Annotated in this window: 24 protein-coding genes; 8 read left to right on the top strand and 16 right to left on the bottom strand. The window is 69.3% G+C overall.

Annotation, left to right across the window (positions count from 1 at the left end):
* The first annotated feature begins 121 nt into the window (after positions 1 to 121).
* On the top strand, positions 122 to 2269 hold the full coding sequence (locus AB0H78_RS15000; protein ID WP_363234801.1) for an AAA family ATPase: 2148 nt from the start codon (positions 122 to 124) through the stop codon (positions 2267 to 2269).
* Here AB0H78_RS15000 and rpsD read toward each other — a convergent pair.
* Positions 2257 to 2871: a 30S ribosomal protein S4 gene (gene rpsD / locus AB0H78_RS15005; RefSeq protein WP_329114394.1), complete on the bottom strand. Its 615-nt coding sequence runs from the start codon at positions 2869 to 2871 to the stop codon at positions 2257 to 2259. The genes AB0H78_RS15000 and rpsD overlap by 13 nt on opposite strands.
* 189 nt (positions 2872 to 3060) lie before the next feature.
* On the opposite strand from rpsD, the gene AB0H78_RS15010 reads away from it, so the two are divergent.
* Positions 3061 to 3738 carry a DUF2470 domain-containing protein gene (locus AB0H78_RS15010; RefSeq protein WP_363234802.1) on the top strand — a complete coding sequence of 226 codons (678 nt, stop codon included), beginning with the start codon at positions 3061 to 3063 and terminating at the stop codon, positions 3736 to 3738.
* A 1-nt stretch (position 3739) separates the two neighbouring features.
* Here the strand turns inward: AB0H78_RS15010 and AB0H78_RS15015 are convergent, their stop codons facing one another.
* Genes AB0H78_RS15015 through AB0H78_RS15025 form a run of 3 tightly spaced genes read right to left on the bottom strand, consistent with a single transcriptional unit; the run spans position 3740 to position 6472 of the window.
* The gene (locus tag AB0H78_RS15015) at positions 3740 to 4447 is read right to left on the bottom strand and encodes an HNH endonuclease family protein (protein WP_363234803.1); all 708 of its coding nucleotides are present in this window, start codon (positions 4445 to 4447) and stop codon (positions 3740 to 3742) included.
* Positions 4448 to 4471: 24 nt separating this feature from the next.
* Positions 4472 to 5842, bottom strand: coding sequence for a replication-associated recombination protein A (locus tag AB0H78_RS15020; protein WP_363234804.1), 1371 nt, complete (start codon positions 5840 to 5842; stop codon positions 4472 to 4474).
* 9 nt (positions 5843 to 5851) lie between these two features.
* The gene (locus AB0H78_RS15025) at positions 5852 to 6472 is read right to left on the bottom strand and encodes a vitamin K epoxide reductase family protein (protein WP_363234806.1); all 621 of its coding nucleotides are present in this window, start codon (positions 6470 to 6472) and stop codon (positions 5852 to 5854) included.
* Between the two features lie 137 nt (positions 6473 to 6609).
* Between AB0H78_RS15025 and AB0H78_RS15030 the strand changes: the two genes are divergently transcribed.
* From AB0H78_RS15030 to AB0H78_RS15045, 4 genes are read left to right on the top strand one after another with little or no spacing between them, the layout of a single operon-like run.
* Positions 6610 to 7464 carry an ABC transporter ATP-binding protein gene (locus tag AB0H78_RS15030; protein WP_363234807.1) on the top strand — a complete coding sequence of 285 codons (855 nt, stop codon included), beginning with the start codon at positions 6610 to 6612 and terminating at the stop codon, positions 7462 to 7464.
* Positions 7461 to 8315 carry an ABC transporter permease gene (locus tag AB0H78_RS15035; protein ID WP_363234808.1) on the top strand — a complete coding sequence of 285 codons (855 nt, stop codon included), beginning with the start codon at positions 7461 to 7463 and terminating at the stop codon, positions 8313 to 8315. The genes AB0H78_RS15030 and AB0H78_RS15035 overlap by 4 nt, the downstream gene beginning before the upstream one ends.
* On the top strand, positions 8312 to 9505 hold the full coding sequence (locus AB0H78_RS15040; protein ID WP_363234809.1) for a sensor histidine kinase: 1194 nt from the start codon (positions 8312 to 8314) through the stop codon (positions 9503 to 9505). Before AB0H78_RS15035 ends, AB0H78_RS15040 begins: the two co-directional genes overlap by 4 nt.
* Positions 9502 to 10122: a response regulator transcription factor gene (locus AB0H78_RS15045; RefSeq protein WP_363234810.1), complete on the top strand. Its 621-nt coding sequence runs from the start codon at positions 9502 to 9504 to the stop codon at positions 10120 to 10122. The genes AB0H78_RS15040 and AB0H78_RS15045 overlap by 4 nt, the downstream gene beginning before the upstream one ends.
* A gap of 53 nt (positions 10123 to 10175) precedes the next feature.
* Here the strand turns inward: AB0H78_RS15045 and hisS are convergent, their stop codons facing one another.
* Both hisS and AB0H78_RS15055 read right to left on the bottom strand, forming a co-directional pair.
* On the bottom strand, positions 10176 to 11438 hold the full coding sequence (gene hisS / locus AB0H78_RS15050; protein WP_363234811.1) for a histidine--tRNA ligase: 1263 nt from the start codon (positions 11436 to 11438) through the stop codon (positions 10176 to 10178).
* A 10-nt stretch (positions 11439 to 11448) separates the two neighbouring features.
* Positions 11449 to 12135 carry an MBL fold metallo-hydrolase gene (locus tag AB0H78_RS15055; protein WP_363234812.1) on the bottom strand — a complete coding sequence of 229 codons (687 nt, stop codon included), beginning with the start codon at positions 12133 to 12135 and terminating at the stop codon, positions 11449 to 11451.
* A gap of 141 nt (positions 12136 to 12276) precedes the next feature.
* On the opposite strand from AB0H78_RS15055, the gene AB0H78_RS15060 reads away from it, so the two are divergent.
* A complete protein-coding gene (locus AB0H78_RS15060; protein ID WP_363234813.1) occupies positions 12277 to 13047 on the top strand; it encodes a peptidylprolyl isomerase in 771 nt (256 codons plus the stop codon).
* 151 nt (positions 13048 to 13198) lie between these two features.
* Positions 13199 to 14428, top strand: a complete 1230-nt coding sequence (locus AB0H78_RS15065; protein ID WP_363234814.1) for a DUF349 domain-containing protein — start codon at positions 13199 to 13201, stop codon at positions 14426 to 14428.
* A 69-nt stretch (positions 14429 to 14497) separates the two neighbouring features.
* On the opposite strand, the gene AB0H78_RS15070 is transcribed toward AB0H78_RS15065, so the two are convergent.
* The 10 genes from AB0H78_RS15070 to pdxT form a co-directional block, all read right to left on the bottom strand.
* Positions 14498 to 16975 carry a bifunctional (p)ppGpp synthetase/guanosine-3',5'-bis(diphosphate) 3'-pyrophosphohydrolase gene (locus AB0H78_RS15070; RefSeq protein WP_363234815.1) on the bottom strand — a complete coding sequence of 826 codons (2478 nt, stop codon included), beginning with the start codon at positions 16973 to 16975 and terminating at the stop codon, positions 14498 to 14500.
* A gap of 159 nt (positions 16976 to 17134) precedes the next feature.
* On the bottom strand, positions 17135 to 17674 hold the full coding sequence (locus AB0H78_RS15075; RefSeq protein WP_363234816.1) for an adenine phosphoribosyltransferase: 540 nt from the start codon (positions 17672 to 17674) through the stop codon (positions 17135 to 17137).
* On the bottom strand, positions 17671 to 18777 hold the full coding sequence (secF, locus tag AB0H78_RS15080) for a protein translocase subunit SecF (RefSeq protein WP_363234817.1): 1107 nt from the start codon (positions 18775 to 18777) through the stop codon (positions 17671 to 17673). The genes AB0H78_RS15075 and secF overlap by 4 nt, the downstream gene beginning before the upstream one ends.
* A 1-nt stretch (position 18778) precedes the next feature.
* Complete coding sequence (gene secD, locus AB0H78_RS15085) at positions 18779 to 20488, bottom strand: protein translocase subunit SecD (protein ID WP_363234818.1); 1710 nt, start codon at positions 20486 to 20488, stop codon at positions 18779 to 18781.
* Positions 20489 to 20632: 144 nt separating this feature from the next.
* Positions 20633 to 21085 carry a preprotein translocase subunit YajC gene (yajC, locus tag AB0H78_RS15090; RefSeq protein ID WP_363234819.1) on the bottom strand — a complete coding sequence of 151 codons (453 nt, stop codon included), beginning with the start codon at positions 21083 to 21085 and terminating at the stop codon, positions 20633 to 20635.
* 164 nt (positions 21086 to 21249) lie between these two features.
* Entirely contained in the window at positions 21250 to 22320 is a 1071-nt protein-coding gene (gene ruvB / locus AB0H78_RS15095; RefSeq protein ID WP_363234820.1) for a Holliday junction branch migration DNA helicase RuvB, read from the bottom strand.
* A gap of 108 nt (positions 22321 to 22428) precedes the next feature.
* A complete protein-coding gene (ruvA, locus tag AB0H78_RS15100) occupies positions 22429 to 23046 on the bottom strand; it encodes a Holliday junction branch migration protein RuvA (protein WP_363234821.1) in 618 nt (205 codons plus the stop codon).
* Positions 23043 to 23585: a crossover junction endodeoxyribonuclease RuvC gene (gene ruvC, locus AB0H78_RS15105; protein ID WP_363234822.1), complete on the bottom strand. Its 543-nt coding sequence runs from the start codon at positions 23583 to 23585 to the stop codon at positions 23043 to 23045. Before ruvC ends, ruvA begins: the two co-directional genes overlap by 4 nt.
* 128 nt (positions 23586 to 23713) lie before the next feature.
* On the bottom strand, positions 23714 to 24466 hold the full coding sequence (locus AB0H78_RS15110; RefSeq protein WP_363234823.1) for a YebC/PmpR family DNA-binding transcriptional regulator: 753 nt from the start codon (positions 24464 to 24466) through the stop codon (positions 23714 to 23716).
* A gap of 62 nt (positions 24467 to 24528) precedes the next feature.
* Positions 24529 to 25122 carry a pyridoxal 5'-phosphate synthase glutaminase subunit PdxT gene (gene pdxT / locus AB0H78_RS15115; RefSeq protein ID WP_363234824.1) on the bottom strand — a complete coding sequence of 198 codons (594 nt, stop codon included), beginning with the start codon at positions 25120 to 25122 and terminating at the stop codon, positions 24529 to 24531.

Here is a 25122-nt window from a genome sequence, read left to right on the forward strand (position 1 = left end):
TTCGGTTTCCCGAGCCTATCGCGCCGGGGCTCGGGTCCCCTACCGGATTCGCCCTGCGTGGGGACCGGTTTGCGGCATCCGATTGTACGGAATGCTTACCTCCCAGTACTCTCCGTGTCTCATGCGACATGGCAATCTTCCGGCGGAACTCAACCGATTCGTGGGGCGGACCAGCGAACTGGCCGAGCTGGGGCGCCTGTTGCAGGACGCCCGGCTGGTCACCGTGGTGGGAGTCGGCGGGGTCGGCAAGACCCGCTTCGCCTCGCACGCCGCGGCTCTCCTGCAGGAACGGTACTGCGACGGCGTCTGGCTGGCGGAGCTGTCCTCCGTACGTGACCCCGATCTCCTCGAACACGCCCTGGCCCAGGCGCTGGGCCTGACCGACCACACCAGCAGGACACCGCGGGCCGCGCTGATCGCCCACCTCGAGGAGCGCCGGCTGCTGCTCGTACTGGACGGCTTCGAGCAGCTCGTGGACTCCTGCGCCGAGTTGGTACGCGAACTGCTGCGCCGCGCCCCGGGACTGCACGTGCTCGCCGTGGGCCGCCGGCCGCTGCAGGTCGACGGCGAGAGCACGTTCCCGCTGGCGCCGATGGCGGACTCGGATGCCGTACGCCTCTTCGCCGACCGTGCCGCAGTCGGGCAGCCCACCTTCCGCCTGACGGGCGGCAACCTCCGTCACGTGACGGAACTGTGCCGGCGCCTCGACGGGATTCCGCTCGCGCTGGAACTGGCCGCAGGGCGGGCCAGGACACTCTCCGTCGAGCAGCTGCTGCAGCGGCTCGACGACCGGTTCCGGCTGCTGACCGGGGGCAGCAGGGGCGCGCTGCCGCGCCACCAGACGCTGCGCACGGCGATCGGCTGGAGCCATGAGCTGTGCACGTCCGAGCAACGGCTGCTGTGGGCACGGCTCTCCGTCTTCAGCGGGCAGTTCGACCTGGAGGCGGTCGAGTACATCTGCGGCGGTTCCGGCCTGCCGTCCGAGCAGATCCTCGACGTGCTCGGCGAGCTGCTCGCCCAGTCCGTGGTGGTGCCCGAGGACGGTCCGGCGGGACGCCGCTACCGGATGCTGGACACGGTCAGGGAGTACGGGGCGGAGTGGCTCACGGCGACAGGCGACACCGACCGGCTGCGGCGCCGCCACCGCGACTGGTATCTGGGGCTCGCCACCTGGTGCGAGCTGGACTGGTTCAGTCCGCGCCAGGCCGAGGTGGCCGCTCGTATCGACTGCGAACTTCCCAATCTGCGGACCGCGATGGAGTGTTCGCTGGAGTTTCCCGGCGACGCACACCTGGCGCAGTATCTCGCCGGCACGCTCTGGTTCTACTGGGTCGGCTGCGGCCGTCTCTCCGAAGGCCGGCACTGGCTCGCCCATGTGCTGGAGGCGGATGCCGAGCGCGACACGTCGCGGCTCAAGGCGCTGTGGGTGCTGGGATACGTGGCCGTTCTGCAGGGGGACGCGGCCGCGGCGGTCGCCGCCCTGCAGGAGTGCCGCGAGGAGGCCGAGCTGTCCGGGGACGCGACGGCGGCCGCGTACGCACTGCACCGGACCGGATGCCTGGCCCTGGTCACCGACGACGTGGAACGCGCCGAGCAGTTGCTGCGGCAGGCGATCGAGAGTTACGCGGAGATCGGCGAGCTCAACAGCAATGTGCTGATGGCGCAGGTCGAATTGGCGATGGCGGTGGCCTTCCGCGGCGATCTGGCCGAGGCCGCTCTGATCTGCGAGGACGTGGTGGCCGTCTGCGAGGACCACGGGGAGCGCTGGGCGATGGCCTATGCGCTGTACGTGCTGGGTTACGCGCAGTGGACGCGTGGCCGGACGGAACAGGCCAGGAAACTGCTGACCGAGTGCCTCGTCGTCAACCACGCCTTCCACGATCTGCTCGGATCGGTACTGGCCCTGGAGATGCTGGCGCTGGTGACCCTGGAGGAGGGCGATCCCGCCGAGGCCGCGCTGCTGCAGGGTGCCGCCGAGCGGATCTGGCCCTCGGTGGGGCTGCCGCTGTTCGGTTCGGCGCACTACAGCGGGCCGCACGCGCTGTGCGAGGAGCGGTCCCGCAAGGAGCTGGGCGACGGTCCGTACGAGAGGGTCCGGCGCGAGGGCGCGCTGCTGGAGATCGACGAGGCGGTCTCGCGGGCCGTACACCGTCCCGTGCTACGCGAAGACCCGCCGGTCCCCGCTCCGCAAGGAGCGAGGGGCCGACGGGCCGACGTGGTACTGCAATCCTCAGAAAACCGCGAGGTACGTCCGGATCAGCGGGCGTAGTACTCGACGACCAGCTGCTCGTCGCAGATGACCGGGATTTCCTTGCGGTTCGGGTCGCGGTCCAGGCGGAAGGCCAGGGCCTTCAGGTTCACCTGGAGGTAGCGCGGGGTCTCGCCGTCCGTGTCGTAGCCACCCTCACGGGCGACCTGGAACGGGACCTTCTCGCGGCTGCGCTCGCGGACCATCACGACGTCGTCGGGACGGACGCGGAACGACGGCTTGTCGACCTTGCCACCGTTGACCTGGATGTGGCCGTGGACGACCATCTGGCGGGCCTGGTAGATGGTGCGGGCGATGCCCGAACGCAGGACCAGCGCGTCGAGGCGGCGCTCGAGCTCGACGACCAGCGCCTCGCCCGTCTTGCCTTCGGCCTTCTTGGCGCGGTCGTAGGCGCGGGCCATCTGGCGCTCGCTGATGTCGTACTGGGCGCGCAGACGCTGCTTCTCGAGCAGACGGACCTTGTAGTCCGAGTTCTGCTTGCGGCCACGGCCGTGCTCGCCCGGCGGGTAGGGGCGGGACTCGAAGTACTTGACAGCCTTCGGCGTCAGGGCGATGCCGAGCGCACGAGACTTCTTGACCTTGGGACGCGACTGGTTAGGCACGTTCTCCAGACCTCCATGGTTGGGTTAGGTTAGGCTCACCTTACTCAAGGAGATCGCATGTCTCGCCCTGGGAACACCACACACGTCACGGACAACACGACAGAATCGACCCACTCAGAAGGGGTCGATATGACGGAGGACCGATCAGATCGTGGTCAGCCGCGTCCCAGCGGGCTTGAAAACACTCAGATGCCGTCAGCAGCTGAGCGCACACGAACTCTCGTACAGAGTACCTGCTCGGCGGTACTGCTCGTACCAGGCCTCGAAGGGGCCCATCCCTGGCAGTCCGTTCCGGAGGCCCGGACGGTGGGACCCGAGGGGGATCTGTTCCTCGAATTCCTCGCGGATGCCCCGGTCGTACGGGCCGCGACCCACGCCCAGGACGACGAGCTGACCGCTGTGCTGGAGATCACGGACGTCGCCCCGGTCTCGGTCCCCCATCGTATCCGCGGCCGCGCACGGGTCTCCGGCTGGCTCACCTCCGTACCCGGCATGACCCGGCCCGGCCGGATGATGCTGCGGCTGGAGACCGCCGAGGCGTACGTCGACGACCTCTGGGGAGCGGGCGGCGTCGAACCGGAGGAGCTCAAGGACGCCGCGGCCGATCCGCTGGCCGTGCACGAGACGGAGCTGCTGCAGCATCTCCACGCGGCCCACGGCGACCAGCTGCGGACGCTGTCCACGCTGCTCGGGGAGCGGGCGGGCGAGCAGCGGGACGTGGTGCCGCTGGCGCTGGACCGGTTCGGGCTGCGGGTGCGCTGCACGGGGGCCGAGTGCTTCGACGCGCGCTTCGACTTTCCCGAGCCGGTACGGGACGTGACCGAACTGCGCCGTGCCATGCACACGCTCTTCGAGGCGGCCCGGTAGGTCACTTGGGGCAGGTGGCCAGCATCTCCTGGAGCGCGGTCTTCTCCGGCGGCGTCACGGTCAGCTTGTACTTGGTCTTGATGCCGGTATAGCGCTCCGCGTAGGTGCACCAGTACTCCTTGCGCGGCTTCCACTTGTCCGCGGTCTTGCTGCTCTTCTCGTAGTTCGCCTGCTTGTCGACCGCGAGAAGGACGTCCAGGTCGTTGGCGTACTCAAGACGCTTCTGCGGGGTCCAGGACCAGGCACCTCCCCGCCAGGCCGCACCCAGGGCGACGACATGGTCGGTCTGGATCTGCGAGGCGCGGCGGTAGGAGTACGGGTGCTTCTTGCCCGTGTACGGATCGTTCAGGACCCCGGAGAGCACCACACACGGATTGCGGTCGCCCTGCCGCATGTCCGTCAGATCCCGCCGCAGTACGTCGTCGCGGGTGTCGCAGCCGTTGCGCCCGCCGGGTGCGTCCGTCTCGTCCGACCAGGTCTTGCCGAACTCCTCGCGCTTGTACGTCTCCCAGTGCTGGCCCCAGCCGACCGTGAGGCGGCCCAGGCCCGCCTTCGCCTGCGCCGCGGAGGGCGGGAAGCCGGGGCTGACCAGCGGGACCGCGGAGACCAGGGCCGCGTCCGGCTGGTCGTCGCCGGACGCCTGGCAGCCGGTCGCGGTCAGGGCGCCGACGAGCACGCACAGGTACGGGAGCAGGGCGCGAGGGGCCATGTTCCGGAGCGTAGGCCCGGTGGATCAGTGGCGCCCGTCGGCGGAGCTCTCACCGCCGAGGCGCTCGCGCACCTTTTCCACGACGTCGGCGTAGCGGGCCTCGGCGCCGTAGCGGGTGGGCGTGTAGTAGCGCTTGCCCTTGACCTCGTCGGGGGCGTACTGCTGGGCGGCGATCCCGCCGGGGACGTCGTGCGGGTAGACGTAGCCCTGGGCGTGGCCGAGCTTGGCGGCGCCCTTGTAGTGGCCGTCGCGCAGATGCGGCGGGACGGCGCCGGCCAGTCCCTTGCGCACGTCCTCCTGGGCCGCGGAGATCGCCAGCGTCGCGGCGTTCGACTTGGGCGCCAGCGCGAGGGCGATGGTGGCGTGCGAGAGGGTGAGCGCGGCCTCGGGGAAGCCGATCATCGCGACGGCCTGGGCGGCGGCGACCGCGAGGGGCAGGGCCGTCGGGTCGGCGAGGCCGATGTCCTCGCTGGCGGAGATCATGAGGCGCCTGGCGATGAAGCGGGGGTCCTCGCCCGCCTCGATCATCCGCGCCAGATAGTGCAGGGCCGCGTCGACGTCGGAACCGCGGATCGACTTGATGAGGGCGCTCGCCACGTCGTAGTGCTGGTCGCCGTCACGGTCGTACTTCACCGCCGCGCGGTCGACCGTCTCCTCCAGCGTCTGCAGGGTGATCTCGGGCTCGCCCTTGGAGATCGCGGCTCCCGCAGCGGCTTCCAGGGCGGTCAGCGCGCGCCGGGCGTCTCCGCCCGAGATCCGCAGAAGATGCGCCTCGGCGTCCTCGGGCAGCGTGACCGCGCCGCCCAGACCGCGCTCCTCGGTGAGCGCGCGCCGCATCAGGGCGCGCAGGTCGTCGTCGGTGAGCGATTCCAGGGTGAGCAGCAGGGAGCGCGAGAGGAGCGGGGAGATGATCGAGAAGTACGGGTTCTCGGTGGTCGCCGCGATGAGCGTGACCCAGCGGTTCTCGACCGCGGGAAGCAGCGAGTCCTGCTGGGCCTTGGAGAAGCGGTGGATCTCGTCCAGGAAGAGGACGGTCTCCTTGCCGTAACCGCCCGAGGCCCGGCGGGCGCCGTCGATGACCGCCCTGACCTCCTTGACACCCGCGGTGATCGCCGAGAGCTCGACGAAGCGCTTCTTGGTGGCCTGGCTGACGACATAGGCGAGGGTGGTCTTCCCGATGCCGGGCGGCCCCCAGAGGATCACCGACGAGGGGCCGGCCGGACCGCCGTTCCCCTCCCCCACCAGGCGCCGCAGCGGTGAGCCCGGCTTCAGCAGATGCTGCTGGCCGACGACCTCGTCGAGGGTGCGCGGGCGCATCCGTACAGCCAGCGGGCTGCTGGACGGGTCCTTCTCCTGGCGTTCTTCGGCTGCGGCGGTGAAGAGATCGGGTTCCACCCAGGAACCCTAGCTCGTCCAGAAGTCCCACCAGCGGGTCAGGATGAGCATCCCGATGATGCCGACGTGCACCACCGGCACGACCCAGGTGAACTCGGAGAAGAAGCTCTTCAGCCAGGACGGGGCGGGCAGGTGGCCCTTGCGGACGTTGTACGAGGTGACGTACCAGAACATGGTGATCGTGGCGACCCATGCCAGGCAGCACCAGAGGCAGAGCGAGTTGATGTTGTAGAGCGACTGGTACTGGAGCCAGGTGACGAAGCCGACGCCGAAGAGGCAGCCGGCGTTGAAGGTCAGCCAGTACCAGCGGCCGAAGCGGCCGCCGGCCAGCAGGCTCATCCCGACGCAGATGACCATCCCGTACGCGACGAGACCCAGCATCGGGTTCGGGAAGCCGAAGGCCGACGCCTGGTCGCTCTTCATGATGTTGCCGCAGGAGACCACCGGGTTGAGGCTGCAGCCCGGGGTGAAGTTCGGGTCCTCGAGCAGCTTGAACTTGTCGAGGGTGATGACCCACGCGGCGAGCAGTCCGGCCGCTCCCGTGATCACCAGCAGCCAGGCGAAGGCGCGGCTGCCGCCGGTCCTGCGTCCCTGGTCCCCGGACACCTCATCCACCACTGTCGTCGTCATAGTGCCGATCCGTCGCTCCTGTGACCTGCTGGGCACCGTCATTCTGCCGTACCGGGCGCCGTGTCCACCGTTCGGTGGACATAAGCATGTACGCACGGTCGTACCGTCGTGTCCGGCTCCGCAGAAGACTCATCGGCATGACATCACTCGCGGTGGAAGTACGCGGACTTCGCAAGATGTACGGCGACGTGGCCGCTGTGGACGGACTGGACCTGGGCATTCGCCAGGGCGAGGTGTTCGGGATCCTCGGCCCCAACGGGGCGGGCAAGAGCACCACCGTGGAAATTCTGCAGGGTCACCGCTCCCGCGACGGGGGCGAAGTGTCCGTTCTCGGCGCCGATCCGGCCACCGCGAACCGCGCCTGGCGCTCCCGTGTCGGGATCGTATGGCAGGACGAATCCGCACCGGCCGAGTTGACGGTGCGCGAGACCGTGACCCATTTCGCCCGGTACTACCCGAATCCGCGTGATGCGGAGGAGGTGATCTCCCTGGTCGGTCTCGATGCCAAGGCGGAGACGCGGATCAAGGGTCTCTCCGGCGGCCAGCGGCGCAGGCTCGATGTCGCGCTCGGGGTGATCGGCGCACCCGATCTGCTGCTGCTCGACGAACCCACGACCGGCTTCGACCCTGCCGCCCGGCGCCAGTTCTGGGACCTGATCAGGAAGTTGGCGGACGAGGGCACCACCATCGTCCTCACCACGCACTACCTCGAGGAAGCCGAGGAACTCTCCGACCGGCTCGCGGTCATCGCCGCCGGCAAGGTCGTCGCCGAGGGCGAACCGGCCGAGCTGCGCGGGCGGTACGGCGACGGCGCCACCGTGGAGTGGACCGAGCCCGACGGCACCCCGCGCTCCGACCAGACCGCGACCCCCACCCGTACCGTCGCCGAGCTCATGCATCGCTACGACGGCGAGATTCCCGGCCTGAAGATCAGCCGCCCCACCCTCGAAGACGTCTATCTGCGCCTCACCGGACAGGAGAACGCCCGATGACTTCCACCACAGCCACCACCGCACCGGCCGCCGCGCGCAAGGCGTCCGCCGCTCTTCCCGGAGCCTGGTCGCTCGGGCTCAGCCGCGGAGCGCTCGAACTCAAGCAGTTCTTCCGCCTCCGCGACCAGGTGATCTTCACCTTCGCCTTTCCGGTCGTCTTCCTGGCGCTCTTCGCCTCGATCTTCAGCGACGACGTGGAGGGCGCGGGGATCACCGCCTCGCAGCTGTACGCGGCCGGGATGCTCGCGGCCGGCATCATGTCCACCAGTTTCCAGTCGCTGGGCATCTCCATCGCCATCGAGCGCGACGAGAAGGTCCTGCGGCGGCTGCGCGGGACACCGATGCCTCCGGCCGCGTACTTCCTCGGCAAGGTCTGGATGGTCCTCGCCACGGGGACCGTGGAGACGCTCATCCTGCTGGGCGCCGGCTCGGGGCTGTTCGGTCTCGATCTTCCGACGGACGCCGTCAGCTGGCTGACCTTCGCCTGGATCTTCGCCCTGGGGCTGGCCTCCTGCGCACTGCTCGGCATCGCGATCAGCTCGCTGCCCAAGTCCGGGAAGAGCGCCAGCTCGGTCGTCGTACTGCCCTTCCTGATCCTGCAGTTCATCTCCGGTGTCTACATCCCCGTCGGCACGGTGCCCGACTGGCTGCTCGACATCAGCGCCCTGTTCCCGCTGAAGTGGATGTGCCAGGGCTTCCGCGGGGTCTTCCTCCCGCAGTCCGCCTCCGTCCTTGAGCAGACGGGGAGTTGGGAGTACGGCAAGATCGCCCTGGTGCTGGGGGCGTGGTGTGCCGGAGGATTGGTGCTGTGTCTTCTGACCTTCCGCTGGAAGAACCGGCGCGACGCTTGAGCGGGGCCCGCGCGTCCCATGTGTGGGAGCGGTCGTTCCTGCCGTGGGACGCGTACTTCGCCGTGGTCTGGGCGGCCACCGTGGTCTTCGTGCTCGGCACCGACACCCCGGGGCTGCCCGTACGCATCACGGCCGCGGCGCTGCTGGCGCTGTTGATCCCCTGGTACGTGATGGTCGGCCGGCCCGTGATCAGCGCCGAGGGAGACGACGAGCACCGGGGGTCCGTGTACCTCGCGGGCGCGGTCCTGCTCTTCCTCTCCGCCTCCTGGCTCGTCGGGGAGACCCGGCTGGCGACATTCGCCCTCGCCCCGCAGTGCTTCATGCTGCTGCGGGTACGGCGGGCTCTGATCGCCATGTCCGTGATCGTTCTCGCACCGGTGATCGGCTGGGCCCTGGTCTGGCATCCGGCCCGTCAGGTCGTCTTCTTCAACACCGTCTTCGCCGTGGCCTCGCTCGCGTTCTCCTTCTTCTTCGGCACCTGGATCAACAAGGTCATCGAGCAGAGCAAGGAACGGGCCGTGCTCATCGCCGAGTTGGACACCAAACGCGAGGAGATCGCCCGTCTCTCCAGTGCGCACGGCGCGCTCGCCGAGCGCGAACGGATGTCCCGCGAGATCCACGACACCCTCGCCCAGGGCTTCACCAGCCTCCTCATGCTCATCCAGGTGGTGGAGGCGGAGGTCGAGCACGATCTGCCTGCCGCCCGCCGCCACCTGCAGCTGATGGCCGACACGACCCGGCAGAACCTCGCCGAGGCCCGCGCCCTGGTGGCCGGTGGCGCCCCCGCGGACCTGGACGGCAGCTCGCTGCCCGATGCCGTACGGCGCCTGGCCGCACGCCATGCGGAGCAGACGGGCGCGGCCGCCGAGGTGACGGTGGCCGGGACCGTACAGCCGCTGCCGCCAGGACTGGAGGTCGTGGCCCTGCGCACCTGCCAGGAGTCCCTCGCCAACGCCCGCAAGCACGCGGGCCCCGACACCCCCGTCGCGATCACGCTCACCTACGCTGACCTCGCCCTCACCGTCTCGGTCAAGGACACCGGGCGCGGCTTCGACCCGCGCGTCCCGAACCAGGGCTACGGCCTCAGCGGGCTCCGGGCCCGCGCCGTCGAGGTCGGCGGCACCGCGCAGGTGCGGAGCGGTCCGGGCGAGGGCACCACCGTCACCGTGTCCCTGAGGAGCCCCAGTTGATCCGCATCCTGCTCGCCGACGACCATCCCGTCGTACGCGAGGGCCTGCGCGGAATGCTGACCGCCGAGCCGGACCTGGAGGTCGTCGGCGAGGCGTCCAGCGGGCCTCAGGCCGAGGCGCTCTCCGCCGAACTGCTGCCCGACATCGTGCTGATGGATCTGAGCATGCCCGGTGGCGGCGGGGTCGAGTCGATCGGACGGATGACCACGGCCGGACTCCCCTGCCGGGTGATCGTCCTGACCACGTACGAGACGGACACCGACATCCTGCGGGCGGTGGAGGCCGGCGCGGCGGGCTATCTCCTCAAGGACCTCGCCCGCGGTGAACTGGCCGACGCGGTACGGGCTGCGGCCCGCGGCGAGACCGTACTGGCCCCTTCGGTGGCCACCCGCCTGGTCGACCAGCTGCGTACGAAGCCGGAGCGCGTACGTCTGTCGGAGCGCGAGACGGCCGTGCTCAAGCTGGTCGCGGAGGGGTGCACCAACGCGGAGATCGGCCGCCGCCTGTTCATCGGCGAGTCGACGGTGAAGACCCATCTGCTGCGCGCCTTCGGCAAGTTGGGGGTCGACGACCGGACGGCGGCGGTGACGAGCGCGATGCGGCAGGGTCTGCTCTGACGCAGAAGTGCCCCTGCCGAGCGGACTCGTCAGGGGCACTCCGGGACTGCATGTCAGCCGAGGCGCGTACGCACGGCCTCGACGATGCCCTCCAGCGGGAGGGCGGTCTGGTCGCCGGACTCCATGTCCTTGAACTGCACGACGCCTTCGGCGAGATCGCGCTCGCCCGCGACGATGGTGTAGCGCGCGCCGGAGCGGTTGGCGCTCTTCATCGCACCCTTGAGGCCGCGGCCGCCGAAGGCGAAGTCGGTGGCGATGCCTGCCTTGCGCAGCTCGGTGACCACGCCGAACAGGATCCGGCGTGCCTCCTCGCCGAGCGGGACCGCGAACACACTGGTGAGGGAGGGCAGTTCGAGCTCCACGCCCTCAGCCTCCAGCGCCAGGACCGTACGGTCCACGCCGAGCGCCCAGCCCACCGACGGGAGCGCCGGGCCGCCGATCATCTCGGACAGGCCGTCGTAGCGGCCGCCGCCGCCCACCGCGGACTGCGAGCCGAGCCCGTCGTGGACGAACTCGAAGGTCGTACGGGTGTAGTAGTCGAGGCCGCGCACCAGCTTCTCGTCGTCCTCGAAGGCCACGCCCGCGGCGGTGATCAGCGCGCGCACCTCCTCGTGGTACGCCTTGCACGCGTCGCACAGATAGTCGCGCAGCACCGGGGCGCCGACCAGCTGCTTCTGTACGTCGGCCCGCTTGTCGTCGAGCACCCGCAGCGGGTTGATCTCGATCCTGCGACGGGTCTCCTCGTCGAGGTCGAGGTCGCGCAGGAAGCCCTGGAGCGCCTCGCGGTAGACGGGGCGGCACTCCTTGTCGCCCAGCGAGTTGAGCAGGATCCGGAAGTTGCGCAGCCCGAGCGTGCGGTACGCCTGGTCGGCCAGGATGATCAGCTCGGCGTCCAGCGCCGGGTCCTCGGCACCGATCGCCTCGGCGCCGACCTGCGAGAAGTGACGGTAGCGGCCCTTCTGCGGGCGCTCGTAGCGGTAGTACGAGCCGGAGTACCAGAGCTTGACGGGGAGGTTCCCTGCCTTGTGCAGATTGGCCTCCAGCGCCGCGCGCAGCACGGAAGCGGTGCCCTCGGGGCGAAGGGCCAGCTCGTCGCCGCCCTTGGTCGTGAAGGAGTACATCTCCTTCGACACGATGTCGGTGGACTCGCCGACACCGCGCGCGAAGAGCTCGACGTTCTCGAAGCCGGGGGTCTCGATGTAGCCGTAGCCGGAGTTCTTCAGCGGTGCGGCAATCGCCTCGCGCACCGCCAGGAACTTCGCGGAGTCCGGAGGGAGCAGGTCGTACGTGCCCTTGGGGGCCTGGAAAGTACTCACGGAAGAAACGTCACATTCCTCGTCGGGGAGCGGCCAGTCCCTGCAGGTAGGGGTTGGTGGCGCGCTCTCGGCCGATGGTCGTCTGCTGGTTGTGACCGGGCAGCACCACGGTCGAGTCGTCGAGCGGCAGGCACACACGGGCCAGCGACTCGAGCATCTCGGTGTGGGAGCCGCCCGGGAAGTCGGTGCGTCCGATGGAGCCGGCGAAGAGCAGGTCGCCCGAGAAGAGGATCTGCGGGATGTCCGCGGCCTCGGGCATTCTGAACGTCACCGACCCCTTGGTATGCCCGGGCGCGTGCGCGACGGAGAATTCCATTCCGGCGAGCCGCAGCTCCGTACCGTCGGCCAGTTCCCTGACGTCGTCCGGCTCCCCCACGGTCAGCTCGCCCATCAGCGGCATACCGATGGAGCGGCCGAGGGCCTTCTCCGGGTCGCTCATCATGAAGCGGTCGGCAGGGTGGATCCACGCCGGTACGTCGTGCGCTCCGCACACCGGGACGACAGAGGCCACGTGGTCGATGTGGCCATGGGTGAGGACGACCGCCACGGGCTTGAGCCGATGCTTCTTCAGCGCGTCCTCGACACCCTGGGCGGCCTGGTGGCCCGGGTCGATGATCACGCACTCCTCACCGGCGGCGGGGGCGACCAGATAACAATTGGTCCCCCAGGCCCCGGCGGGGAACCCGGCAATGAGCACGATCGTCCTTAAATGTCGGCGCGGTGGGAGATTGCGGCAGATCAGAGCCTACCGGCGCTGCTCATCACACAGCGAACCCATATACGGTACGGGCTAACTTAAGCCCGGACCGGTTCACGAGACGCACGAGGAGAACACCCGGTGGTCAGCAGCGATCAGCGGCGGCGCCAGCTCGCCCGAGAGAAGTTCGAGCGGCAGCAGCAGCGCCGCGCCGCGGCCCAGCGCAAGACCCGTCAGCTCACCGCGGTGATCGCCGCGGTCGTCGCCGTGGTGATCGCGGCGGGCGCCACGGCGTTCGCGACGGGCGCGTTCGACAGCGACGGCAAGAAGAAGGGCTCGGACGCCGCGGCTTCGCCGAAGCCCTCCGCTACGCCAGAGCCCGCGATGGCGATCGACAAGACGGCGAAGTACACCTTCACGCTCAAGACGAGCCAGGGCGACATCGCCCTGACCATGGACGCGAAGAAGACGCCGCACACGGTCAACTCCTTCAAGTCGCTGGCGGACAAGGGCTACTTCACCAACACGAAGTGCCACCGTCTGACCACGAGCGGTATCTACGTACTGCAGTGCGGTGACCCCACGGGCACCGGCAGCGGCGGCCCCGGCTACACCATCCCCGACGAGAACCTGACCGCGTACGGCAAGGCGGGCGCCGACGGCACCGTCACCTACCCGGCGGGCACGGTGGCGATGGCCAACACCAGCGCCGCGCACACCGGCGGCAGCCAGTTCTTCCTGGTCTACAAGGACAGCAAGCTGCCCCCGACGTACACCCCGTTCGCGACGATCGACGCAGCCGGCCAGAAGGTCGTCAAGGTGGTCGGAGCGGCCGGAGTCGCCGGCGGAGCGGCCGACGGTGCGCCGAAGAAAGCGGTCACCATCTCGAAGGCCACTGTCACCAAGTCCTGATTCGGGATATCCGGATGGGCTGGATGCGGACAGCCGCCCTGCCGTTCGCCTATGTTGGCGGTGTGCAGGGCGCATGTGGCCCGGCGAAGAAACTGTGGACGATGCCCGGGGGCCGAACAGCCCTCGCAGGCATCATGTGGATGGAGGCGCTGTGACCAGCGACCCGTGGGGCCGAGTCGACGAGACAGGCACCGTGTACGTGCGAACTGCCGATGGCGAGAAGGTCGTCGGCTCGTGGCAGGCAGGCTCTCCCGAGGAGGCTCTGGCCTACTTCGAGCGCAAGTACGAGGGCCTGAAGGTCGAGATCGGCCTCCTCGAACGGCGGGTGAAGACCACCGACCTGTCGGCGAAGGACGCCCAGACCGCCATCGATCATCTGCGCGGGCAGGTCGAGGAGCATCACGCCGTCGGCGATCTCGACGCGCTGCGGGTGCGGCTCGATGCGCTGGTCGCGACGGTCGAGACGCGCCGCGAGGAGCGCAAGGTCGAGAAGGCCAAGCAGACCGACGAGGCGAAGCACGCCAAGGAGGCGCTGGTCGTCGAGGCCGAGGAGCTGGCGCAGAGCGACCAGTGGCGGTCGGCGGGCGAGCGGCTGCGTGCGCTGGTGGACACCTGGAAGGGCCTCCCGAGGCTCGACCGGAAGTCCGACGACGAGCTGTGGCACCGCTTCTCGCACGCCCGCTCGGCGTTCTCCAAGCGCCGCAAGGCGCACTTCGCGTCGCTGGACGCGCAGCGCGAGGATGCCCGCAAGGCCAAGGAGAAGCTGGTCACCGAGGCCGAGTCGCTCTCGGGCTCGACCGACTGGGGCACGACGGCCGCCCGTTACCGCGACCTGATGACGGAGTGGAAGGCCGCGGGCCGCGCGCAGCGCGAGTCCGAGGACGACCTGTGGAATCGCTTCCGCGGTGCCCAGGACGTCTTCTTCGCCGCGCGCAGCGAGGTCTTCTCGGAGCGCGACGCCGAGCAGGGCGAGAACCTGAAGCTGAAGGAGGAGCTCACCCTCGAAGCCGAGAAGCTGCTCCCGGTGACGGATCTCAAGGCGGCCCGTGCCGCGTTCCGGTCGCTCAACGAGCGCTGGGAGGCCATCGGTCACGTACCGCGTGACGCCCGTCCCAAGGTCGAGGGGCGGATGCACACGGTGGAGCGTGCGCTGCAGGAGGCCGAGGAGTCGGAGTGGCGCCGTACGAACCCGGAGGCGCGTGCGCGTGCCGCGGGTCTGACGGGTCAGCTGCAGGACGCGGTCGACAAGCTGCGGACGCAGATCGACACGGCGCGTACGGCGGGCAACAACGCCAAGGCGGACAAGCTCGGGCGCGAACTCGAAGGCCGGCAGGCGCTGCTCGACCAGGCGCTGAAGGGCCTGGAGGAGTTCGGCGGCTGAGCAGCCGGGCACTGCGTGAGGCGGCCCCGGTACGGATCAACTTCCGTACCGGGGCCGCCTTTTGCGCTCTTACGGGCGCCTGGCCGAGGTCACCCGGTAGACGTCGTAGACACCCTCCACGCCCCGTACCGCCTTCAGGACGTGACCGAGGTGCTTGGGGTCGCCCATCTCGAAGGTGAAGCGCGAGGTGGCCACCCGGTCGCGGGAGGTCTGGACGGCCGCGGACAGGATGTTGACGTGCTGGTCGGAGAGGATCCGGGTCACGTCGGAGAGCAGCCGCGAGCGGTCGAGGGCCTCGACCTGGATGGCGACCAGGAAGACCGAGGACTGGGTCGGCGCCCACTCCACTTCGAGGATCCGCTCGGGCTGCTGGGACAGCGAGTCCACATTGACGCAGTCCGCGCGGTGCACCGAGACACCGCTGCCGCGGGTGACGAAGCCGATGATGGGGTCGCCCGGCACCGGGGTGCAGCAGCGGGCGAGCTTCACCCAGACGTCGTCGACACCCTTGACGACGACACCGGGGTCGGCGCTGGAGCGGCGCGAGCGGCCTGTCGAGGGCGGCGCGCTCTCGGCGAGGTCCTCGTTGGCGGCCTCCTCGCCGCCGAGCGCCTGGACCAGCTTCTGTACGACGCCCTGGGCGGCGACATGGCCTTCGCCGATCGCCGCGTACAGCGAGGAGATGTCCGGGTAGCGCATCTCGTGCGCGAGCGTGACGAGCGAGTCCCCGGTGAGGATCCGCTGGATCGGCAGATTCTGCTTGCGCATGGCGCGCGCGATGGCGTCCTTGCCCTGCTCGATCGCCTCGTCGCGGCGCTCCTTGGAGAACCAGGCGCGGATCTTGTTCCGTGCCCGCGGCGACTTGACGAAGCCGAGCCAGTCGCGGGAAGGCGCGGCGCCGGCGGCCTTGGAGGTGAAGACCTCCACCAAGTCGCCGTTGTCCAGGGTCGATTCGAGCGGTACGAGCCGACCGTTGACCCGTGCTCCTATGGTCCGGTGGCCGACCTCGGTGTGGACGGCGTACGCGAAGTCGACCGGTGTGGATCCGGCCGGTAGCGCTATGACGTCGCCCTTGGGCGTGAAGACGAAGACCTCGTTGCGCGAGAGGTCGAAGCGGAGCGACTCCAGGAACTCCGAGGGGTCCTCGGTCTCCTTCTGCCAGTCCAGCAACTGGCGCAGCCACGCCATGTCGTTGACCGCGTCGTCCTTGTGCCGGGGGACGTCGGTGCGGACCTTGGAGGTGCCGGCGACGGCTTCCTGCTTGTACTTCCAGTGAGCGGCGATGCCGTACTCGGCGCGGCGGTGCATGTCGAAGGTGCGGATCTGCAGCTCGACGGGCTTGCCGTTGGGGCCGATGACCGTCGTGTGCAGCGACTGGTACATGTTGAACTTCGGCATCGCGATGTAGTCCTTGAACCGGCCGGGAACCGGATTCCATCGCGCGTGGACGGTGCCGAGCGCCGCGTAGCAGTCGCGGACGGTGTCGACGAGGACGCGGATGCCCACCAGGTCGTAGATCTCGGCGAAGTCGCGGCCTCGGACGATCATCTTCTGGTAGACGCTGTAGTAGTGCTTCGGGCGTCCTGTGACGGTCGCCTTGATACGGGCCGCGCGCAGGTCGCTCTGCACCTCGTCGGTCACTATGGCGAGGTACTCGTCGCGCTTGGGGGCGCGCTCGGCGACGAGGCGCACGATCTCGTCGTACATCTTGGGGTAGAGGATCGCGAAGGCGAGGTCCTCCAGCTCCCACTTGATGGTGTTCATGCCGAGGCGGTGGGCCAGCGGCGCGTAGATCTCGAGGGTCTCGCGGGCCTTCTTCTCCTGCTTCTCCCGCTTGAGATACCGCATGGTGCGCATGTTGTGCAGGCGGTCGGCGAGCTTGATGACCAGGACGCGCGGGTCCTTGGCCATCGCGACGACCATCTTGCGTACGGTCTCGGCCTGCGCGGCCTCGCCGAACTTGACCTTGTCGAGCTTGGTGACGCCGTCGACGAGCAGCGCGACCTGGTCGCCGAAGTCCCGGCGCAGGGTGTCCAGGCCGTACTCGGTGTCCTCGACGGTGTCGTGCAGCAGACCTGCCATCAGGGTCGCCGGGTCCATGCCGAGCTCGGCGAGGATCGTGGTGACCGCGAGAGGGTGGGTGATGTAGGGGTCGCCGCTCTTGCGCTTCTGGCCGCGGTGCCAGCGCTCGGCGACCTGGTACGCGCGCTCGATCTGGCGCAGCGTGGTCGTCTCGATCTTCGGGTCATTGCCGCGGACGGCCCGCAGGAGAGGCTCGAGGACCGGGTTGTACGGGGAGGAGCGCTGGACGCCGAGCCGGGCGAGGCGTGCGCGGACCCGGTTCGAGGAGCCGCCGGAGCGCGCGGTCGAACCCTGGACGGCGGGCTTCGGGGTGGAGAGCGGGGCCGCGCCGCCCGCACGCACCGGTGCGTCCGCGGGCTTGGGCTTCTCCGCGGGCGGCTTGGGGGGCGTGGCGGGGGCTGCCGCGGCCTTCTTCTCCGGCGGTTCGGGCTGCGCGGCGGCTGCGGGCTGGGCCTCGTCTGGCAAGAGCGCTCCTCGTGCGGGTCCGGGTCCCCCGGTCAGGTCCGAAGAGCCCATGGTATCGACCCCTGGCCGTGTGCTCGCCCTGGGCCGGTACCCGGACGTACGGAGGGCGGGCTCCCGAGGTGATCCCGGGTGCCCGCCCTCCGTACGTACGCCTACGGATCAGACCGTGATCAGGGCCTCCAGCGGGGCGCCCCGCAGAGCCTGCTCCAGACGGGCACGCCCGTCGAGGAAGCTGAGCTCCATGAGCACGGCCACGCCCGCGACCTGGGCACCGGCCCGCCGGATGAGCTCCAGCGAGGCCTCCGCGGTGCCGCCGGTGGCGAGGACGTCGTCGATGACCATGACGCGGTCGTCGGCGCCGAGGTCCTCGGCGTGCACCTCGATCTCGGCGCTGCCGTACTCCAGGTCGTACGCCTGCGAGAGCGTCGCTCCGGGGAGCTTGCCCGCCTTGCGCACGGGGATGAAACCGATGCCCGCACGGACCGAGACCGGTGCGGCCAGGATGAACCCGCGCGCCTCGAGCCCGACGATCTTCGTCGCACCGTGCTTGACGCACAGGTCGGCGAGGGCGTCGGTGAGGGCCGTGAAGGCCTCCGGGTCCGCGAGCAGCGGCGTGATGTCCTTGAAGACGACGCCGGGCTTCGGATAGTCCTGCACATCCCGGATGCGGCTGAGCAGGAGCTCCTGGGTGCTGGTCATCGGCGCTTCCCACGTCCCCGGACGGGCTGCTGACGGCGCTGACCGCCGACGACCGCACCGGCCGGAGCGGCGTCGGCCGACTCGTCGCCGACGTCCTGCGCGCTGTCGTCCTCGACGGACTCACCCTTGGCGGCAGCGGCCGCCCGCTTGGCGAGCACCCGCTTCTTGAGGGCCTTCATCGCCGGCTCCTGCTCCTTGAGGTCGGCGACCAGCGGAGTGGCGATGAAGATCGAGGAGTACGCACCGGCCGCGAGGCCGACGAAGAGCGACAGGGAGATGTCGTTGATCATGCCGGCGCCGAGGACACCGCCACCGATGAAGAGCAGACCTGCCACCGGGAGCAGCGCGACGACCGTGGTGTTGATGGAGCGCACCAGGGTGCCGTTGAGCGAGCGGTTGGCCATCTCGCTGTAGGTCCAGCGGGTCTGCTTGGTGAGGTCCTTGCCGCCCTCCTTGAGACTGTCGAAGACGACGACAGTGTCGTAGAGGGAGTAACCGAGGATGGTCAGCAGACCGATCACGGTGCCCGGGGTGACCTCGAAACCGACCAGTGCGTACACACCGACGGTGATGGTGAGGTCGTGGACCAGGGCGATCAGCGCGGCGATGGCCATGCGCCACTCGAAGGCGATCGCCAGATAGATCACCACGAGGACCATGAAGACGGCGAGACCGGTCCATGCCTTGTTGGCGACCGTCTCGCCCCAGCTGGGGCCGACGAGATCGGCGTTGATCTTGCTTACCGGGATGTCGAGGTCCTGGGCCAGCTGCTTCTGGACCTTGCCCGACTCCTTGACGTCGATGCCGGCGACCTGGATGCGCATCTTGCCGCCGTCGAGCTGCTGGACGATCGCGTCGTGGCCCGAAGCCTTCTCCGCGTCCTCCCTCACCTCCGAGACGGAGGCGCTGACCCTCGTGTCGGTGGTGAAGACCGCTCCACCCTCGAACTCGATGCCCATGGTGAGACCACGCACCGCGAGGCCGACGATGGCCGTGATGGTGATCAGGATGGAGATGCCGTACCAGAGCTTCCGCTTGCCGACGAAGTCGTAGCCGATCTCGCCGCGGTACAGCTTGGCGCCGATGGTGCCGAGTCGCGACATCTCACGCCTCCTTCGGGTCGGTGGAAGCGGAGACGTTGCGCGAGCGACGCAGCGGGGGCTTGGCACCGAGACGCTTGGGGTCGAGGCCGGACCACGGGTGACCGTCCGCGAAGAACTTCTTGCGCGCGATCAGCGTCATGACGGGCTTGGTGAAGAGGAAGACGACCACCACGTCGAGCAGGGTGGTGAGGCCGAGCGTGAACGCGAAGCCCTGCACCTTGCCGACCGTCACGATGTAGAGCACCGCGGCGGCGAGGAACGACACGAAGTCGGAGACCAGGATGGTGCGCCGGGCACGGGGCCAGGCACGCTCGACGGCCGGGCGGAGCGTGCGGCCGTGGCGGATCTCGTCACGGACTCGTTCGAAGTAGACGATGAACGAGTCGGCGGTGATACCGATGGCGACGATCGCACCGCAGACCGCGGGCAGGTTCAGCGCGAAGCCGATACCCGGGCCGAGCAGCGTCATGATCTCGTACGTGAGGATTCCGGAGACCGCGAGGCTGAGGATCGCGATGGCCGCGAGACCGCGGTAGTACGCGACCAGGTAGACGATGACCAGCGCAAGACCGATCGCACCGGCGATCAGGCCCGCCTGCAGCTGTTCGCCACCGAGAGCGGCCGAGACCGTGCTGGTGCTCTGGATGTCGAAGGAGAGCGGAAGCGAACCGTAGGACAGGACGTTCGCGAGGCTCTGCGCCGACTTCTGGTCGAAGCTGCCGGAGATCTCGGCGCTGCCGCTGAGGGTCGTGGAGACACTCGGGGCGGACTGGACCTGGTTGTCGAGGACGATCGCGAACCGGTTCTGCGGGTCCGTCGCCTTGGAGAGCTTGGTGGTGGTCGTCTGGAACTTCTTCGAGCCCTTGCCCGTGAAGTCCATGTTGACGACCCATGCACCGTTCTGCTGCGAGATGGCGGCCTGGGCGCTCTTGACGTCGGTGCCCGAGAGCTCGGCCGGGCCGAGGATGTACTTCTCGGAACCGTCCTCACTGCACGCCACGACCGGGTCGGTGGGCTTGGCACCGAGACTGGCGTTGGTACGCCCGGCCTTGGTGGTGCAGTCGAGCGCCGTGAACTCCTTCTGCAGCTTGGCAGCCGTGGCGGCTTCGGCCGCCGAGGCGCTGGAGCTGGCCGAAGGGGTCGGCGTGGGAGAGGCGTCCGCCTTCAGACCGTCGGTGACCGCACGGCCCTGAGGCGTCGAGGAGCCCGTCGGGGTCGGCGAAGCCGTGGTCTTGGCGGTGGACTTGCCGCTCGGTGTGGCGCTCGGCGAGGGCGTTGCGGACGGGTTGGCCGTCGGGGATCCGGCACCCGTGGTCAGCACCTGGCGGAAGTAGAGCTGGGCGGTGGTGCCGACCTGCTCCTTGGCCTCTTCCGAGTTCGTCCCCTTGGGGATGTTCACGATGATGTTGTCCGACCCCTGGGTCTGGACCTCGGCCTCGGAAACGCCCATGCCGTTGACGCGGCGGTCAATGATGTTGACCGCGGTGTCCATGTTGGTCTTGTTGACCGCGTTCGGCTTGCCCGGCTCGCTCTTGGCCTTGAGCGTGATGCTCGTGCCACCGGCCAGGTCGATGCCCAGACGGGGCGTGGTGTGCCCGCCGAGGAACATCCCTCCGCCCAGCGCGACCATGGCGATCAGGATCAGGAGCAGGGAACGTCCCGGCTTGCTCTGAGCCCCCGCCGGCCTTCGGCCCTTGTTCGGTGCTGCCACCTTGTCGATTCTCCCTGTCCTACCGCCCTGCGCCGGGTGTGCGCTGTGAGCGGCCACGAAGTGTAGAGGGGTCCTGCCCCCGCAGAAGTCGTACGAGCCGGGGACCGGGTGCGCCGATGAGCGCGGTCCGGTCCCCGTACGTGACTACTTCGCGTCGCTCTCGCCGTCGGTCTTGTCGTCCTTCGGCGCGGCCTCGGCCTCGTCCGCCGTGTCGTCCGCGGCGTCCTTCTTGCCCAGGTCGATCTTGGCGTCGTCCGCCGCGTCGTCGGACCCGGTCAGCGAGGAGGCGTCGTCCGGCACGATGGCGGCTTCCTCTTCCCCGTGGACGATGCGGTTGTACTCCTCGTCCACGAGGACGGCGCCGATGGCGTTCTTGGCGTAGATGGCGTGGACGCCGGGAGCGACCTCGAGGGTCACCGTCTCGTCGTGGATCTCCTTGACGGTGGCGTACATGCCCCCGATCGTGCGGACGCCGGTGCCGGGCTGCATCTCATTGCGCATCGACGCGGCCGCCTGCTGCTTCTTCTTGGCGGAGCGGGTCATCAGGAACATCGCCCCGATGAGCACAATGAAGGGGAGGAGAGTGATGGGACTCACGGGACGGACTTCCTTCGCACGACCGCGCTGGTGAGCGGCCTGATCTACGGGGGTGGGCACGTCGGCCTGGAAGGGCGACGTCGGCGGAGTCTAAGCGAGTCCGCATCATTGGAACAACGCCCAGCATGGCACTGCCGTTCCTGACCCCGCGACCCTCCGCGCCGTTACGCCTGGAACAGACCGCTTTGTCCGTTATTTGCCCCGGTCTGCTGCGGCGGTACGAGGCCGAGATGGGCCCAGGCAGCGGGCGTCGCCACCCGTCCCCGCGGAGTGCGCGCCAGCAGCCCCTCCCGTACCAGGAAGGGCTCGGCGACCTCCTCGACCGTCTCGCGCTCCTCCCCCACCGCCACCGCCAGGGTGGAAAGGCCCACCGGGCCTCCGCCGAAGAGCTTGAGCAGGGCCTGCAGGACGGCCCGGTCCAGGCGGTCGAGGCCGCGGGCATCGACCTCGTAGACCGCAAGGGCCGAGCCTGCGACCTCGCGGGTGATGCTGCCGTCGCCCTTGACCTGGGCGTAGTCGCGGACGCGGCGCAGCAGGCGGTTGGCGATGCGGGGCGTGCCGCGGGAGCGGCCCGCGATCTCGGCCGCGCCCTCGGTGTCGATCTCCACGTCGAGCAGGCGGGCGGAGCGGTGGATGACGCGCTCCAGCTCGGCCGGTTCGTAGAACTCCATGTGGCCGGTGAAGCCGAAGCGGTCGCGCAGCGGGGGCGGCAGGAGTCCGGCCCTGGTGGTCGCGCCGACCAGGGTGAAAGGCGGCAGCTCCAGGGGGATGGCGGTGGCGCCGGGGCCCTTGCCGACGATGACGTCGACCCGGAAGTCCTCCATCGCCATGTAGAGCATCTCCTCGGCGGGGCGCGACATCCGGTGGATCTCGTCCAGGAAGAGGACCTCGCCCTCCTGGAGGGAGGAGAGGATCGCCGCCAGGTCGCCGGCGTGCTGGATGGCGGGGCCCGAGGTGATGCGGATCGGCGCTCCCATCTCGGCGGCGATGATCATCGAGAGGGTGGTCTTGCCGAGGCCCGGAGCGCCGGAGAGCAGGACATGGTCGGCGGTCGCACCGCGCTGCCTGGCGGCGCGCAGAACGAGGTCGAGCTGCTGCCTGACCTTCTCCTGGCCGACGAACTCGTCGAGGTCCTTGGGACGCAGCGCGGCCTCGACCGCCTGGTCCTCACCGTCGGCCGAGGAATCCACCAGTCGTTCGTCGGGCTCGGCACCGGTCGTCTCGTCCCAGTTCACTGAGATCCTCCTCGCGCGTGCGATCCCGTCGCCTGGCGTGACCTGCTGGTCCGGACGGGGATCCGGGGGTCGTCCCCGGGGGAATGCAGCATGTGGCGGGTCTCTCGATCAGCGGGCGCGGTTGAGGGTCTGCAGGGCTGCCTTGAGGAGCGCGCCCACGTTCGGCTCGGCCGTGGCCTCGGCCTGCGGGGTGACGGCGGTGACGGCCTCTTCCGCGTCACGGGGTGCGTAACCGAGGCCGACCAGCGCGGAGTGCAACTGCTCGCTCCAGGGGGCCGGTCCCGATGCCGTGCGCTGGGCGGCGAGGTGGGCGCCCGTGCCGAGGGGGGCGCCCAGGCGGTCCTTGAGCTCCAGGAGGAGCTTCTGCGCACCTTTCTTGCCGATGCCGGGGACCGCGGTCAGCGACTTCTCGTCTGCGGTGGAGACCGCCAGGCGCAGCGCGTCCGGGGAGTGCACGGCGAGCATCGCCTGGGCGAGGCGCGGGCCGACGCCGCTGGCGGTCTGGAGGAGCTCGAAGGTCTGGCGCTCGTCGTCGTCGACGAAGCCGTACAGGGTGAGCGAGTCCTCCCGTACGACCAGGGAGGTCGCGAGCTTGGCCTCCTGGCCGAGGCGCAGGGTGGAGAGCGTGTTCGGGGTGCACTGGACGGCCATCCCGACTCCGCCCACCTCCAGGACGGCGGTGGTCGGGGCCAGGGCGGCCACCGGGCCTGTGACGAAGGCGATCATGCGGTACGGCCTTTCGTTGCCTGCGCCGTGCGGTGGGCGGCGACGGCCTGCTGGAGTCGGTTCTGGGCGGGAGCGCGCCAGATGTGGCAGATGGCGAGCGCGAGCGCGTCGGCGGCGTCGGCCGGTTTCGGCGGGGCGTCGAGCCGCAGCAGCCGGGTCACCATCGCGCCCACCTGCGCCTTGTCGGCGCGGCCGCTGCCCGAGACCGCGGCCTTGACCTCGCTGGGCGTGTGCAGGGCGACAGGGAGCCCTCGGCGGGCCGCGCAGAGCATGGCCACGGCGCTCGCCTGGGCGGTCCCCATCACCGTACTGACGTTGTGCTGGCTGAACACCCGCTCCACAGCCACGACTTCGGGCCGGTAGGTGTCCAGCCACTCCTCGATGCCGCGCTCGATGGCGACGAGGCGCTGGCCCAACTCGGCGTCCGCCGGGGTCCGTACGACACCGACACCGAGCATCGTCAGGGGCCGCCCCGCGACACCTTCGACCACTCCGACACCGCACCGGGTCAGTCCCGGGTCCACGCCCAGCACCCGCATCCGCCTTGCCCGCCCCTCACTCGATCGTCTGTTTGTGCAGGGTATCGGGGACCTCTGACAAAACGACAAAGCTGCGGGCCGACAGGGTGTGTCCCGTCGGCCCGCAGCGTGAGATGCGTGAACGCCCGTCAGGCGTCGACCTTCTCCATGACCTCGTCGGAGACGTCGAAGTTGGCGAAGACGTTCTGTACGTCGTCGCTGTCCTCGAGCGCGTCGATCAGCTTGAAGATCTTGCGTGCGCCCTCTTCGTCGAGCTCGACCTGCATGGTCGGGACGAAGTTGGCGTCGGCCGAGTCGTAGTCGATACCGGCGTCCTGGAGCGCGGTGCGGACCGCGACCATGTCCGTGGCCTCGCTGATGACCTCGAAGGACTCACCGTGGTCGTTGACCTCCTCGGCGCCCGCGTCCAGGACCGCACCCAGGACGTCGTCCTCGGAGAGCTCGCCCTTGGGGACGATGACGACGCCCTTGCGGTTGAAGAGGTAGGAGACCGAACCGGGGTCGGCCATCGAGCCGCCGTTGCGGGTCATCGCGACCCGGACGTCGGACGCGGCGCGGTTGCGGTTGTCGGTGAGGCACTCGATGAGCACCGCGACACCGTTCGGACCGTAGCCCTCGTACATGATCGTCTCGTAGTCGGCGCCGCCGGCCTCGAGACCGCCACCGCGCTTGACCGCGGAGTCGATGTTCTTGTTCGGGACCGAGCTCTTCTTCGCCTTCTGGATGGCGTCGACGAGCGTCGGGTTCCCGTCGAGGTCGATACCGCCCGAGCGCGCCGCGACCTCGATGTTCTTGATCAGCTTCGCGAAGAGCTTGCCGCGCTTGGCGTCGACCACGGCCTTCTTGTGCTTCGTCGTAGCCCATTTAGAGTGGCCGGACATCTGCCTGTCTCCTTCGCGTAACCGTCTTCTGTACGAACGCCTGAGATCCTACCGGGACTCCGTCACAGGGCGGCGCGCACCATGTCCGCGAAGTACTGGTGCAGCCGGTGGTCGCCGGTCAGTTCGGGGTGGAACGACGTTGCGAGGGCGTTCTTCTGCCGTACTGCCACGATATGACCGCCGTGCTCGGCGAGCACGGACACTTCGGCGCCGACCGACTCGACCCACGGGGCGCGGATGAAGACGCCTTCCACGGGGCCCCCGTCGATCGCCTCGATGGCCACGGCCGCCTCGAACGACTCGTTCTGCCGGCCGAAGGCGTTGCGGCGGACGATCATGTCGATGCCGCCGATGGTCTCCTGGCCCGAGCGCGGGTCGAGGATCTTGTCGGCGAGCAGGATCAGTCCGGCGCAGGTGCCGTAGACCGGCATTCCCGCACGTACCCGCTCACGCAGCGGTCCGAGCATGCCGAAAAGCACGGCCAGCTTGGACATCGTGGTGGACTCGCCGCCGGGGATGACCAGACCGTCGACCTCGGCGAGCTCCTCGGGGCGCCGGACCGGCCTGGCCACGGTGTCCGCCGCGGCCAGGGCGATCAGGTGCTCCCGTACGTCGCCCTGGAGAGCCAGGACGCCGATCACGGGGGTGTTCGTCAT

Source organism: Streptomyces sp. NPDC050738 (assembly GCF_040654175.1).
Taxonomy (GTDB): Bacteria; Actinomycetota; Actinomycetes; order Streptomycetales; family Streptomycetaceae; genus Streptomyces.

Bases quoted from the DNA above. Each gene is read 5' to 3' on its own strand.
- AB0H78_RS15110 (WP_363234823.1), bottom strand. From the start codon at position 24,466: ATGTCCGGCCACTCTAAATGGGCTACGACGAAGCACAAGAAGGCCGTG.
- AB0H78_RS15075 (WP_363234816.1), bottom strand. From the start codon at position 17,674: ATGACCAGCACCCAGGAGCTCCTGCTCAGCCGCATCCGGGATGTGCAG.
- secF (WP_363234817.1), bottom strand. From the start codon at position 18,777: ATGTCGCGACTCGGCACCATCGGCGCCAAGCTGTACCGCGGCGAGATC.
- AB0H78_RS15035 (WP_363234808.1), top strand. From the start codon at position 7,461: ATGACTTCCACCACAGCCACCACCGCACCGGCCGCCGCGCGCAAGGCG.
- AB0H78_RS15025 (WP_363234806.1), bottom strand. From the start codon at position 6,472: ATGACGACGACAGTGGTGGATGAGGTGTCCGGGGACCAGGGACGCAGG.
- AB0H78_RS15000 (WP_363234801.1), top strand. From the start codon at position 122: ATGCGACATGGCAATCTTCCGGCGGAACTCAACCGATTCGTGGGGCGG.
- pdxT (WP_363234824.1), bottom strand. From the start codon at position 25,122: ATGACGAACACCCCCGTGATCGGCGTCCTGGCTCTCCAGGGCGACGTA.
- AB0H78_RS15015 (WP_363234803.1), bottom strand. From the start codon at position 4,447: ATGGCCCCTCGCGCCCTGCTCCCGTACCTGTGCGTGCTCGTCGGCGCC.
- AB0H78_RS15010 (WP_363234802.1), top strand. From the start codon at position 3,061: ATGCCGTCAGCAGCTGAGCGCACACGAACTCTCGTACAGAGTACCTGC.
- ruvC (WP_363234822.1), bottom strand. From the start codon at position 23,585: ATGCGGGTGCTGGGCGTGGACCCGGGACTGACCCGGTGCGGTGTCGGA.
- AB0H78_RS15030 (WP_363234807.1), top strand. From the start codon at position 6,610: ATGACATCACTCGCGGTGGAAGTACGCGGACTTCGCAAGATGTACGGC.
- ruvA (WP_363234821.1), bottom strand. From the start codon at position 23,046: ATGATCGCCTTCGTCACAGGCCCGGTGGCCGCCCTGGCCCCGACCACC.